The organism is Luteibacter pinisoli, assembly GCF_006385595.1.
In the GTDB taxonomy this organism is placed as follows: domain Bacteria; phylum Pseudomonadota; class Gammaproteobacteria; order Xanthomonadales; family Rhodanobacteraceae; genus Luteibacter; species Luteibacter pinisoli.
Genome location: NZ_CP041046.1, coordinates 3,014,736 through 3,027,731 on the forward strand (window position 1 = coordinate 3,014,736; position 12,996 = coordinate 3,027,731).

Consider the following 12,996-nt stretch of genomic DNA (forward strand, 5'->3'; position numbering starts at 1 on the left):
GTTAGTGCACCGTTTCCGCTTGCTCGGCATCGAGCTTGCGCCAGATGCTTTGCCCACCCGCCGCCTTGTCGAGTCCGTCGAGGCGCTTCGCATGCATCGCCAGCTCTTCTTCCGTGGCATGCAGCACGATCGGGCGACGGCTGATCACGATATCGCCCAGCGCATTCACGGCTGAGTTCTCGGTAGCGGCGTCGAAGGCGAAGTCCAGGCCCACCTGGCCCGACGTCATCGCGATATAGACGTCCGCCAGCAACTGCGCATCGAGCAGGCCGCCGTGGAGATCGCGGTGGCGATTGTCCACGCCCAGGCGCTTGCACAGGGCGTCGAGGCTGTTGCGCTGCCCCGGGTACATCGTGCGCGCGAGCTTCAGCGTGTCGAGGACCGTCGCATGGTCGTCGATGGTGCCGTACTGCGGACCCAGGCGCGCCAGTTCGGCGTTAATGAAGCCCACGTCGAACGCCGCGTTGTGGATGATGAGCTCGGCACCCTTGATGTACGCCAGGAACTCGTCGACCTTGTCGCGGAAGTACGGCTTGTCGAGCAGGAAGACGTCCTGGATGCCGGTGACTTCACGCGCACCCTCGTCAATCGCGCGCTCGGGATTGAGGTACGTATGAAAGTGGTTGCCACTGGGGCGACGGCCGACCAGCTCCACCGCGCCGATTTCGATCAGGCGGTGGCCGAGGTGCGCCTCAAGGCCGGTGGTTTCGGTATCGAGGACAATCTGCCTCACGCGACGCTCCCCTTTGCCTTGTAGATGATGGCCTGGTCGCGGGCAGCGACGTCGACGCGCTCATTCTCTTCGTGGCCGGCATGGCCCTTGACCCATTCCCAGGTCACGGTATGCGGCTGCGTGGCGGCATCGAGGCGCACCCACAGGTCCTGGTTTTTCACGGGCTTCTTGTCGGAGGTGAGCCAGCCATTGCGGCGCCACTTCGGCACCCATTCCTGCAAGCCCTGCATGACGTACTTCGAGTCCGTCATCAGGTGCACCTTGCACGGCCGGGTAAGGGCCTCCAGCGCGGAGATCGCGCCCATCAGTTCCATGCGGTTGTTCGTGGTATCCGGCTCGCCGCCGGAGAGCATCTTTTCGATGCCCTTGGTCCGCAGCAGGGCGGCCCAGCCACCGGGGCCGGGATTGCCGAGGCAGGCGCCATCGGTAAAGGCTTCAACAAGATCAGTCATGCCACTCTTCAGGGAATAGGTTCACGGGCGTGGCGCCGTGCGCCGGAGGCGAACGTGCCGGGCACCGGGGTGGGCACCACCGCGGCGCGGGGGCGCAAGGGTACAGCCGCGGGGCGCTTTTTGCGCGCCACCAGCAGATAGCCGCCGCCAATGAGCGACTCGCCCACCGCCGCGCCACCCGCGCGGGGCCAGGCGCTGCCCAGCCGGCGCGGCATGGAAAGCTCGAAGTCGTCGCGCACGAGGCGCTGGCTCCACCACCACGGCCAGGTGAGGCGAGGACGGGCCCGCCCGCTCTGCCGGGCCACCCAGGGCGACCACAGCCCAAGCGGGTGGATACCGGTGATGGCGATCATCCCACCCGGCTCCAGGACGCGAATCGCTTCGTCGAGGAGATTGTCCTGGCGGGCGGTGGTTTCCAGGGCGTGCCGCAGCAGGACCACCCCAAACGCCTCATCCATGAACGGGAGCGGCTCCAGGCCGCTTGCCACGACATCACCCGCCAGGTGCGCCCCGGCCACCCGCACGCTGGCCCAGTGGCCCAGCAGGGGGATAGCCGGCGGCTCGGCGCCCGTGGCAGCCGTCAGGTGCAGGCCGTGGTCGCCGGTGCAACGCTGGAGCAACGGGGTCAGCACGCGGTTCTCTTCCGCAAGCAGCTTGCGCACGTGGGGCGTCGCATAGATGTCGGAGACGAGAGTGGGCATGTGTGACGAGTGTAGTGAGGTTGAACAGCCGCCGCACGGGTTAACAACTCGCTAACGAGCAGGAAATACCCGGCTGATATAGTCCGGCCGCCCCTACCCGCCAGGCCTGGCGGGACGACGGCCACATCCTGGGTGTTCGCGCCCTATCGACGTAGCGGAGTTCGCCCGATGCAATGGGTTCCCGTCGCGGCTTTGAGCGACAACTACATCTGGCTGGTCGCCGATGACGAAGGCAACGCTTTCGTCGTAGATCCCGGTGAAGCCGCCCCCGTGGAAGCCGCGCTTAAAGCGCGGGGATGGACGCTGCGCGCGATCCTGCTCACCCACCATCACAACGACCACATCGGCGGCGTGTTCGACCTCGTGCGTGATCACGATATCGAGGTGTTCGCGCCGCTGGATCCGCGCATCCACTACAAGACGCAGATCGTGGGCGATGGCGACATAGTGCAGCTGGACGCGCCACGCGCCACCTTCCAGGTGCTCGAAGTACCGGGCCACACGACCTCGCACATCGCCTACGCCGGCGAAGGTTTCCTGTTCTGCGGCGACACCCTGTTCAGTGTCGGCTGCGGCCGCCTGTTCGAGGGTACGCCGGAGCAGATGCTGGCCTCGCTGGACAAGTTTGCCCACCTGCCGCCGGAGACCCTGGTCTGCTGCGCGCATGAATACACCGCGGCCAATATCCGCTTCGCGCTCAGCGTGGATCCGGACAATGGCCCGCTGCGCCGCCGTCGGGACGAGGTGGCGCGCCTGCGCGAGGAGGGCCGCCCCAGCGTGCCCAGCCGCCTCGCCGATGAGCTCGCCACCAACCCCTTCCTGCGCGTGGACAGCGAGGCGATCGCCCGCTGGTCCGAGGCCCATGGCAAGGAACACGCCACGCGGGCCGAGCGCTTCGCCGCGCTGCGCCGGGCCAAGGACACCTTCACCGCATGAATGTATTGATACGCCGGCTGCTGCCGACCCTCATTCCGTTGGCGCTTACCGCCTGCGCCGGCAGCACGCCCCGCCCGGTGGCCGCCGTCGCCCCCGTCGCAGCGGCGCCGGTGGATACCGTGCAGGATGTCTCGCCTTCGCCGAAGCTGGCACGCCCTGCTCCGCCGGCGGATTTCTGGGCCGACATGCGTGACAGCTTCAGCATGCCGGGCTGCGAGGCCGATCCGCAGGTGCTGGCCTGGGCACGCACCTACACGAAGATGCCGAACCGCTTCGAGCAGCAGGTGAACGAAGTGCTCCCGCTCATCGTGTACGCGCACAAGTCCGCGATGAAGCACAGCGTGGCCGGCGAATTCGCCTTGCTGCCCTGGGTGGAAAGCCAGTATCGCCACGTACCGGGCGCGAAGAATCGCCCCGCCGGCATGTGGCAGATCATGCCGCAGACCGCCCATACGCTGGGCCTGCGCGTTGAGAAGAATTACGACGAACGCCTCGACATCACCAAGTCCACCGAGTCGGTGATGACGATGATGCGCCGTTACTACGACGACCTGGGCGACTGGCGCCTCGTCGACGTGGCATACAACGCGGGCGAGTTCGGCCTCAAGAAGACGATCGACAAACACGGTGGCCCGTCAGCCGATGACGGCCTGCCGGATGTCCCGATGAAGGCAAACACCAGGGAACATTTGGTGAAGCTCATGGCGATGGCGTGCATCGTGCGCGACCCGGCCCGCTTCAACGTGCAGCTGCCTAGGCAGGATCGCGAAGAAGCCCTGCAGGTAGTGAAGGTGGACAACCCGCAGTCGCTCGCCCAGGCAGCAAAGCAGTCGGGCCTGTCGATGAACGACCTGCGCGATTTCAATCCCGCCTACCGCACCACCAAGGGCACGGTCACGTCGTCGCTGCTGCTGCCGAAGACCGCTGCCGATCAGTACAAGCTCGGCCCCGTGGATCCGGTTGCGGACGTGCCCGCCGACAACGACGACAGCGACGCCGCGGATGTCGCCGAGGCGAAGTCGACCAGGGCCTCGAAAACGTCGAAGGCTGGAAAGGCCACGAAGACCTCGCGCAGCGTCGCCAAGGCGACGGCGAAGCCGGCGTCGAAGGGCGATGCAAAGTACATCGTCTACAAGGTCAACAACGGCGAATCGCTGTGGTCGATCGCGCGCCGCCACCAGGTGAGCGTCGAGCAGCTGATGAAGTGGAACGACCTGGATACGGCGTCGGTGAAACCCGGCCAGGTACTCAAGCTCACCGCGTCGCGCTAATCGCGCTAACTCCCGCAGGAGCGCACAGCGTGCGCTTCCGCGGGAGAGTTACGCCGGTCAGTTCTGCACGACATCCCACTGCACGTCGGCGCTGACATCGGCGTCGTAATCCACGCCCGCCACTTCAAAGCCGAAGAGCTTGATGAACTCGTGCTTGTAGCCGGCGTAGTCCGTGTCGTCCCACAGGTTGGCGGTGGTCACCACGTCCCACAGGGCCTTGCACTCGCTCTGCACGTCGTCGCGCAGTTCCCAGTCATCCAGGCGCACGCGGCCCTTGTCGTCGGTGGCGGCCGGCTGGCCGTCAGCGCGATAGAGGCGATCGTGGAACAGGCGGTTGATCTGCTCGATGCAACCCTCGTGGATGCCCTTGGCCTTCATGATCTTGAAGACCATCGACACGTAGAGCGGGATCACGGGAATGGCCGAGCTGGCCTGCGTGACCACGGACTTCAGCACGCCTACGTACGAGCGCAGGTGGAGGCCGGCATGGCGCTTGGCCAGCTCGTGGGCCGTGCTCTCCAGATGCTCCTTGGCCAGGCCGAGCGTGCCGTGGCGATACATCGGCCACGTGAGCTCCGTGCCGATGTAGCTGTAAGCGACGGTGGTGGCGTGGTCCGAAAGGACGCCCGCCTCCGCCAGCGCGTCGATCCACAGCGCCCAGTCCTCGCCACCCATGACGGTGACCGTGTCCTTCTTTTCCTGCTCGGTGGCCGGCTCCACCGTCGCCTGCACCACTTCGTTCTTGTTGGTGTCGACCGAGGACGCCGTGAAAGGCGAACCGACCGTCTTCAGCGCCGAGCGCACGACGGTGCCCGGCTCGCCCATCGCCGTGCCTTCCGGCAACTTGCGCACCGGCGAAGCGAGCGAGTAGACGACGAGATCGACCTTGCCGCCCATCTCGTTCTTGATGATCTCAATTACCTTCGCGCGGGTTTCGTTGGCAAACGCATCGGCGTTGATCGACTTCGAGAACAGGCCGGCTTCGCGAGCGAGCTTGTCGAAGGCGGCCGCGTTGTACCAGCCGGCGGTGCCGGTCTTGGCATCGCTCGACGGCTTTTCAAAGAACACGCCCAGGGTGTCGGCGCCCTGGCCGAACGCCGCCGTGATCCGCGAGGCGAGGCCATAGCCGGTGGATGAGCCAATGACCAGCACCTTCTTCGGGCCTGGCGCAAACGTGCCGCTGGCCCTGGTGATGGCAATCTGCTCTTCGACGTTCTTCGCGCAGCCGACCGGGTGGGCGGTGGTGCAGATGAAGCCACGAACCTTGGGTTGAATGATCACGGGTTGTCCTTTGACGCGGTAAGACCGCCATTCTAAATCGGGACGCGGTCCATGCGCTGCCGCATGTTGCCAGGCAAAAAAAAGACCCTGCCGAAGCAGGGTCTCTCATGGCAAGCCGGGTGGGCCGGCTTACATGCGGTCGTTGGCCACCGTGATCTTCGCCTTGGCGCGCAGGGCGTTCACGTATTCCATGGTCACCGCGCGAGCCATCGCGTCCATCATCTGGCCGCGAAGACCGTCACGGGTGGCCTTGTCGACCTTGGCCGGGTCGCCGTCGGTGACCTTGTCCACCGAGACCACGGCATAGTTGCCGTTGTCGATGCGCACGGCCGACCAGGCGGCCTTGCCCGGGGTCGGGCGCGGCAGGGAGAAGGCTTCGCGCAGGACGGCCGGCGGCACGTCCTTGGCATCGCCCAGCTTGTTGCGGGTGAGGCCGGCAGCCGTCTGGACCGGCGCCTTGGCGAGCGCGGCCACGTCGCCACCCTTGGCCAGCTGCGCGATCAGGTCATCCGCCTGCTTCTTGGCCAGCGCGTCGACGCGCTGGTCCAGGATGCGCTGGCGAACGGCATCCTTCACCGCGGCGAGCGGTTGCGCCGCCGCCGCGTTGTGCTTCGCCAGGTGGAGGACGATGGCATCGCCCTGCCCGACCTGCACCAGCGACGAATTGTTGCCCTGGGTAACGACGTCGTCACCGAAGGCGGCCTGGATGAACTTGGGATCGGAGGGGATGCCCTCGCCACCGTTGCGACCGAACAGCGGGCTGGTCTTGATCTCGAGGCCCAGCTCCTTCGCCGCCGCATCGAGCGAACCCGGGTTGCGCTCGGCCAGGTCGGCCAGCTGACCGGCCTTCTCGTTGTAGAGACGCTCGCCTTCGGCCTTGGCCCAGTCACCGGCCAGCTGGCCGCGCACTTCGGCGAACGGCTTGGCGTCACCCTCGCGGGCATCGCGCAGCCAGATGATGTGGTAGCCCTCGTCCGGCGAGAGGATCGGCTCCTTGCTGACGTCACCCTTCTTCAGGGCAAACAGCGCCGCATCGAAGGCCGGGGTGGTCACACCCTTTTCCAGCCAGCCCAGGTCACCGCCCGAACGCTTCGAACCCAGATCGTCCGAGTTGTCGGCGGCGAGCTTGGCGAAGTTTTCCGGCGTCGCTTCGGCGGCCAGCTTCTTCGCCTTCTCAAGCGCAGCCTTCTGCTGGTCCGGCGTGGCGTTCTTCGGGACGTTGACCAGGATGTGCGAGGCCAGGCGCTGCTCTGGCTGCGCATAGCGCTGCTTGAACTTGTCGTAGTACTGGTGGAGCTGCTCGTCCGTGGGTTCGCCGACCTTCAGCTCGGACTGCTTCACTTCGAGGTACTGCACCGACACCTGTTCCGGCGTGGTGTAGTCGGCCACGTGGGCCTGGTAGAACGCGTCGATCTCGCTGTCGGCCACGTTCGCGTCAGTGAGCGACGGACGCGGCAGGTCCACGAAGCGCAGGTCGCGCTGCTGGCCGTGCAGGCGGAAGAAGTTGTCGACGTCGGCGTCGCTCACCAGCGTGGTGGCGGAAATCGCCTCCGGCAGCATCTGGGTCGCGAGGCCCGAACGCACCTTCGCTTCGTACATCGCCGGCGTCATGCCCTGCGAGGCGAGCACCGCACGGTACGTACCCGGGTCAAAGCGGCCGTCCACCTGGAAGCCCTGGTCGCCACCGATGGTGTCGCGCACGGCCATGTCGGACACGGCCAGGCCGAGGTCCGTGTTGGCTTTCTGCAGGAGCACCTGGTTGATCATGCCATCCAGGATCTGCTGCTTGAGCTCGGGCTTCTCGAGGTCAGCCACCGTGTACGGCGAGTTCGGCGTCGCGGCGATCTGCTGGCGCAGTTCGGTCATGCGACTCTGCCAGTCCTGCTGCGAGATCTCATGGTCGTCCACCTTCGCCACGAAGGTGTCGACGCGCGAGACGAAGTACGACTCGATGCCGAAGAAGGCGACAGCGAAGACCGAGACGCCCAGCACGACGGCAGCCGGCCAACCATGGATCTTGTTACGCAGGGCTTGCAGCATGATGCAACTCGCACAGGTGGTGCCGGCAAACCCTTGCCGACGGTAGATAAAGCAAAGGCGCCACACGGGCGCCTTTGCGGACTATTGGCGGAGTGGACGGGACTCGAACCCGCGACCTCCGGCGTGACAGGCCAGCATTCTAACCGACTGAACTACCACTCCACTTTCCGTTGGTGGGTGCTGAGGGGATCGAACCCCCGACCAGCGCCGTGTAAAGGCGACGCTCTACCGCTGAGCTAAGCACCCGCAACGGCAAGCTGTTTAGTTTACGTGATCCTTGAGCGCCTTGCCAGCGGTGAAGGCCGGGACCTTCGACGCCGGGATCTTGATCTCTTCGTTGGTGCGCGGGTTGCGGCCCGTGCGGGCGGCGCGGCTGCGCAGCTTGAACGTGCCGAAGCCGACGAGGGCAACGTCTTCGCCCTTCTTCAGCGTCTCGCTGATGACCTTGGTCAGGGCGTCGAGCGCCTTGGTCGCGTCGATCTTCGACAGCGAGCTTTCCTCAGCGATGGCGGCGATGAGATCGGATTTGTTCATTACGTGACTCCCTAAAGGTAATTTGGAACGCCGGACGGCGATCCCGGACGAAAATACGTCAGGTCAACGGAACTGCCAGAGGCATGGTCGATGACCCCGCGATGCATGGCGCCCTTGCGGCGCGGGCGATGGCGGTGTGGCCTTTATACCAGCGCCCTCCCCCCGCCGCAACACGAGCAATACCAACGTTTTCAGCGCATATGCATCATTCGCGGAGGCTTGCGTTGGAACGAAAAAACGATTATCGCGGGCCATTAATGACAGGACAGAGAAAAAGAAAAGGGCGCACCGGGATGCGCCCTTTTTTTCCGTAGTAACGGTGCGTTACATCAAATCAATGCGTGAGCGAGGGAGAGTTCTTCCCCTTGCCGCCCTTGCCCGATTTGCGCGTTACCTCAACGCCCTTGCCGTCATCACCCGCCTTCACCGGCCCGATCGGCCGCTCAAGCGCGAGATCGAGCACCTCATCAATCCACTTCACCGGATGGATATCCAGCGAGCTGGTGATGTTCTCCGGCAGGTCGATCAGGTCTTTACGGTTTTCCTCCGGAATGATCACGGTGGTGATGCCACCGCGATGCGCCGCGAGGAGCTTCTCCTTCAGGCCGCCGATGGGCAGCACGCGACCACGCAGGGTGATCTCGCCGGTCATCGCGACTTCGGATCGTACCGGCACCTTGGTCAGTGCCGAGACGAGCGCCGTGCACATGGCAATGCCTGCACTCGGGCCGTCCTTCGGCGTGGCACCTTCGGGCACGTGGATATGGATGTCGTACTTCTCGTGGAAGTCCGGCTCGATACCCAGGTTGGCCGCACGGGCACGAACCACGCTGAGCGCCGCCTGGATCGATTCCTTCATGACATCGCCCAGCTGGCCGGTATGCACCAGGCGGCCCTTGCCCGGGACCACGGAGGCCTCGATGCTAAGCAGGTCGCCACCCACCTGGGTCCAGGCGAGGCCGGTCACCAGGCCCACTTCGTTCTGCTGCTCGGCGCGGCCGAAGTCGAAGCGACGCACGCCCAGGTAATGGTCGAGGTTGGCACCGTCCACGCGCACCTGGCCCGGCGCGAGCGCCTTGCCCTTCGCGCCCTTCCCGGCCGCCTTGGTCACCTTGGCCTTCGCGCTGGCCGGCACGGTGCCCAGGGCGAGCTCCTTCACCACCTTGCGGCAGATCTTGGAGATTTCGCGCTCGAGGTTACGCACGCCGGACTCACGCGTGTAGTAACGGACGATGTCGCGCAGCGCGTCTTCCGCGATGGTGAGTTCGCCATCCTTCAGGCCGTTCGCCTTCAGCTGCTTCGACAGCAGGTACTTCTGTGCAATGTTGAGCTTCTCATCCTCGGTGTAACCCGGGATGCGAATCACCTCCATGCGGTCGAGCAGCGGCCCCGGAATATTGAGCGAGTTCGCCGTGGCAACCCACATCACTTCCGACAGGTCGAGATCCACTTCGAGGTAGTGATCGTTGAACGCGTTGTTCTGCTCCGGATCCAGCACCTCGAGCAGCGCGGACGACGGGTCGCCGCGGAAGTCCATCGACATCTTGTCGATCTCATCCAGCACGAACAGCGGATTCTTCGTGCCCACCTTGTTGAGGTTCTGCACGATGCGGCCCGGCATCGAACCGATATAGGTACGGCGATGGCCGCGGATTTCGGCTTCGTCGCGCACGCCACCCAGGCTCATGCGAACGAACTTGCGGTTCGTGGCCTTGGCGATGGATTGGCCGAGCGAGGTCTTGCCGACGCCGGGCGGGCCGACGAGGCACAGGATCGGGCCCTTCATGGTGTTCACGCGCTGCTGCACCGCCAGGTATTCAAGGATGCGCTCCTTGACCTTCTCCAGGCCGAAGTGATCGGCATCGAGCGTTTCCTGGGCCAGTGCCAGATCCTTGCGGACCTTGCTGCGCTTCTTCCACGGCACGCCAACCACCCAGTCGAGGTAGTTGCGCACGACCGTGGCTTCGGCCGACATCGGCGACATCTGCTTGAGCTTGTTGAACTCCTGGCGCGCCTTCGCGAGCACCGCCTTCGGCATGCCGGCGTTGTCGATCTTCTTCTGGAGCTCTTCGATCTCGTTGGTACCGTCCTCGCCTTCACCCAGCTCCTTCTGGATGGCCTTCATCTGCTCGTTGAGGTAGTACTCGCGCTGGCTCTTTTCCATCTGCGACTTGACGCGGCCGCGGATGCGCTTTTCCACCTGCTGCAGGTCCATCTCGCCGTCGACGAGGCCGATCAGCAGTTCGAGGCGCTGGCCGACGTCGGACGTCTCGAGCACCTTCTGCTTGTCGGCCATGCGCACGGAAAGATGCGCGGCAATGGAATCAGCCAGGCGCGACGGATCGTCGATGCCGGAGAGCGTCGCCAGGATTTCCGGCGGGAGCTTGCGGCTCTGCTTGACCAGCTGCTCGAACAACGACACCAGCGAACGCGACACGACGTCGAGCTCGCGCTCGCTGCCGGTGTACAGCGGCTCGATGACGCGGGCGCGGCCGCTCATCATGCCGGCGTCGTCCTCGAACGATTCGATCTGGACGCGTGACTGGCCCTCGACCAGCACCTTCACGGTGCCGTCCGGGAGCTTGAGCAGCTGCAGGACGCCCGCCAGCGTGCCGACCTGATGCAGGTCGTTCACCGAAGGATCGTCGATGTCCGGGCTCTTCTGGGCAACGAGGAGGATCTGCCGCTCACCTTCCATCGCCTGCTCGAGCGCGCGCATGGATTTGTCGCGCCCGACGAAAAGCGGGATGACCATGTGCGGATAGACGACGACATCGCGCAGGGGGAGGACCGGCAACGGGTCCAGCGCGGCTCCGCTCGTGGTTTGGCTGCGATTCTTCGCCATGTGTCTGGGATTTCCCTCAAAGAATGTGGGGTTCGCCCCGACACTGCGCCGGAGCCACCATGGTAGTCAAGTGGAGGTTCGCGAAGAGCGCATCAAGGCCCCGGCCTACATACAAAAACGGCCCCGGCGCTTATGGGCGCCGGGGCCGTTCGATGTCACGCAGGCGTGGATCAGGCGGCGTCGCCACCCTCTCCCGCAACACGCTGCTGCAAGTTGCCGCGATAGATCAGGTAAGGCTCGGCCTGGCCGTCGATGACCGCGTCATCCACGACCACCTTGCTTACGTGCTCCAGCGACGGCAGCTCGAACATGGTGTCCAGGAGCACCTGCTCCAGGATGGTGCGCAGGCCACGTGCGCCTGTCTTGCGCTTCAGCGCGCGACGGGCGATGGCGGACAGGGCCTCCGGGCGGAATTCCAGCTCGGCGCCTTCCATGTCGAACAGCTTGCGGAACTGCTTGGTCACCGCATTCTTCGGCTCGGTGAGGATCTGCACCAGGGCAGCCTCGTCGAGCTCGTCAAGCGTGGCAACCACCGGCAGGCGGCCGACAAACTCCGGAATGAGGCCAAACCGCACGAGATCGGCCGGTTCGACTTCCGAAAGCATCTTGCCGACGTTTTCCGTGCGCTCCTTGGAGCGGACTTCGGCGCCGAAGCCGATACCCGTGGTCTCGGAACGCTGCTGGATCACCTTCTCCAGGCCGGCAAACGCGCCGCCGCAGATAAAGAGGATGTTGCGCGTGTCGACCTGCAGGAACTCCTGCTGCGGATGCTTGCGACCGCCCTGCGGCGGCACGGAAGCCAGCGTGCCTTCGATCAGCTTTAGCAGTGCCTGCTGGACGCCTTCGCCGGACACGTCGCGGGTGATCGACGGGTTCTCGCTCTTGCGCGAGATCTTGTCGATTTCATCGATGTAGACGATGCCGCTCTGAGCCTTTTCAACGTCGTAGTCGCACTTCTGCAGAAGCTTCTGAATGATGTTTTCGACATCTTCACCGACGTAACCGGCTTCGGTCAGCGTCGTCGCATCCGCGATGGTGAACGGCACATTGAGCAGGCGGGCCAGCGTTTCCGCCAGCAGCGTCTTGCCCGAACCGGTCGGACCGATCAGGAGGATGTTCGACTTGCCGAGCTCGACTTCGTCGTTCTTCTGGCGCGATTCCATGCGCTTGTAGTGGTTGTAGACGGCGACGGACAGCGCCTTCTTGGCGCGCGTCTGGCCCACCACGTACTGGTCGAGGGCTTCCATGATCTCGCGCGGCTTCGGAAGCTGGGTACGGCCCGAGGCCGCCTTCTCTTCCAATTCCTCGCGAATGATGTCGTTGCACAGCTCAACGCATTCGTCGCAGATGAACACGCTGGGGCCGGCGATCAGCTTGCGCACTTCATGCTGGCTCTTGCCGCAGAAGGAGCAGTACAGAATCTTGCCGTCGTTGGAACGGCCTTGCCGCTCGTCGCTCATGCTTTGGGCCCTACTGAGAATCCAGATGCGCTTTGAGAATAGCACAGCACCCCGCCCCGGGAAGCCGGGGCGAAGTGCTGGATTTCACAAGCGAAAGTATCAATCAAGCGGATTTAACGGAGTCGACCGCACGCTTGTCGAGCACCGAGTCGATCAGGCCATAGGCCTGGGCTTCCGCGCCGCTCATGAAGCGGTCGCGCTCGGTGTCACGGGCGATTTCCTCGACCGTCTTGCCGCTGTGGTTGGCCAGGATGGCATTGAGGCGCTCACGCATCGTGAGAATCTCACGGGCGTGAATCTCGATGTCGGTGGCCTGGCCGGAGATGCCGCCAGCCCAGGGCTGGTGGATCATGATCCGCGAGTGCGGCAGCGAGTAACGCTTGCCCGCCGCACCGGCCGCCAGGAGCAGCGCGCCCATGGAAGCCGCCTGGCCGATGCACATGGTGCTCACATCCGGCTTGACGAACTGCATGGTGTCGTAGATCGCCATGCCCGCGGTGACGGAGCCGCCCGGGCTGTTGATGTACAGGTTGATGTCCTTGTCCGGGTTTTCCGATTCAAGGAACAGGAGCTGCGCGACGATCACGTTGGCCATGTAGTCGTCGACCGGGCCAACCGCAAAGATCACGCGCTCCTTCAGGAGGCGCGAGTAAATATCGTACGAACGCTCGCCGCGCGAGGTCTGTTCGACGACGATGGGCACCAGGTTGAGATTCTGGATCGGAGCCATGGACATGGGGTCT

Annotated in this window: 11 protein-coding genes and 2 tRNA genes; 2 read left to right on the forward strand and 11 right to left on the reverse strand. The window is 64.6% G+C overall.

What is annotated here, in order from left to right; translation table 11 throughout:
- Position 1: 1 nt before the first annotated feature.
- Genes dnaQ through FIV34_RS13665 form a run of 3 tightly spaced genes read right to left on the reverse strand, consistent with a single transcriptional unit; the run spans position 2 to position 1,886 of the window.
- Positions 2-733: a DNA polymerase III subunit epsilon gene (gene dnaQ / locus FIV34_RS13655; protein ID WP_139983655.1), complete on the reverse strand. Its 732-nt coding sequence runs from the start codon at positions 731-733 to the stop codon at positions 2-4.
- Positions 730-1,185 carry a ribonuclease HI gene (gene rnhA / locus FIV34_RS13660; protein ID WP_139983657.1) on the reverse strand — a complete coding sequence of 152 codons (456 nt, stop codon included), beginning with the start codon at positions 1,183-1,185 and terminating at the stop codon, positions 730-732. Before rnhA ends, dnaQ begins: the two co-directional genes overlap by 4 nt.
- An 8-nt stretch (positions 1,186-1,193) precedes the next feature.
- The gene (locus FIV34_RS13665; protein WP_139983659.1) at positions 1,194-1,886 is read right to left on the reverse strand and encodes a methyltransferase domain-containing protein; all 693 of its coding nucleotides are present in this window, start codon (positions 1,884-1,886) and stop codon (positions 1,194-1,196) included.
- A 168-nt stretch (positions 1,887-2,054) separates the two neighbouring features.
- Here FIV34_RS13665 and gloB point away from each other — a divergent pair, with 168 nt between their 5' ends.
- The gene (gene gloB, locus FIV34_RS13670; protein ID WP_139983661.1) at positions 2,055-2,822 is read left to right on the forward strand and encodes a hydroxyacylglutathione hydrolase; all 768 of its coding nucleotides are present in this window, start codon (positions 2,055-2,057) and stop codon (positions 2,820-2,822) included.
- The gene (locus FIV34_RS13675) at positions 2,819-4,093 is read left to right on the forward strand and encodes a transglycosylase SLT domain-containing protein (protein WP_139983663.1); all 1,275 of its coding nucleotides are present in this window, start codon (positions 2,819-2,821) and stop codon (positions 4,091-4,093) included. The genes gloB and FIV34_RS13675 overlap by 4 nt, the downstream gene beginning before the upstream one ends.
- A gap of 57 nt (positions 4,094-4,150) precedes the next feature.
- On the opposite strand, the gene fabV is transcribed toward FIV34_RS13675, so the two are convergent.
- The 8 genes from fabV to clpP all read right to left on the reverse strand — a co-directional run bounded on the left by fabV (position 4,151) and on the right by clpP (position 12,983).
- Positions 4,151-5,374 (reverse strand): enoyl-ACP reductase FabV, encoded by a 1,224-nt coding sequence (gene fabV, locus FIV34_RS13680; protein WP_139983665.1) that lies wholly within the window; start codon positions 5,372-5,374, stop codon positions 4,151-4,153.
- A gap of 129 nt (positions 5,375-5,503) precedes the next feature.
- Positions 5,504-7,414 (reverse strand): SurA N-terminal domain-containing protein, encoded by a 1,911-nt coding sequence (locus tag FIV34_RS13685; RefSeq protein WP_139983667.1) that lies wholly within the window; start codon positions 7,412-7,414, stop codon positions 5,504-5,506.
- 85 nt (positions 7,415-7,499) lie between these two features.
- Positions 7,500-7,576, reverse strand: a tRNA-Asp gene (locus FIV34_RS13690).
- A gap of 9 nt (positions 7,577-7,585) precedes the next feature.
- A tRNA-Val gene (locus FIV34_RS13695) sits at positions 7,586-7,660 on the reverse strand.
- A gap of 15 nt (positions 7,661-7,675) precedes the next feature.
- Positions 7,676-7,948, reverse strand: a complete 273-nt coding sequence (locus FIV34_RS13700; protein WP_139983669.1) for an HU family DNA-binding protein — start codon at positions 7,946-7,948, stop codon at positions 7,676-7,678.
- Positions 7,949-8,282: 334 nt separating this feature from the next.
- Positions 8,283-10,793, reverse strand: coding sequence for an endopeptidase La (gene lon / locus FIV34_RS13705; protein WP_139983671.1), 2,511 nt, complete (start codon positions 10,791-10,793; stop codon positions 8,283-8,285).
- Positions 10,794-10,963: 170 nt separating this feature from the next.
- On the reverse strand, positions 10,964-12,253 hold the full coding sequence (gene clpX, locus FIV34_RS13710; RefSeq protein WP_139983673.1) for an ATP-dependent Clp protease ATP-binding subunit ClpX: 1,290 nt from the start codon (positions 12,251-12,253) through the stop codon (positions 10,964-10,966).
- Between the two features lie 103 nt (positions 12,254-12,356).
- The gene (clpP, locus tag FIV34_RS13715; protein ID WP_425462922.1) at positions 12,357-12,983 is read right to left on the reverse strand and encodes an ATP-dependent Clp endopeptidase proteolytic subunit ClpP; all 627 of its coding nucleotides are present in this window, start codon (positions 12,981-12,983) and stop codon (positions 12,357-12,359) included.
- Positions 12,984-12,996: the final 13 nt, after the last annotated feature.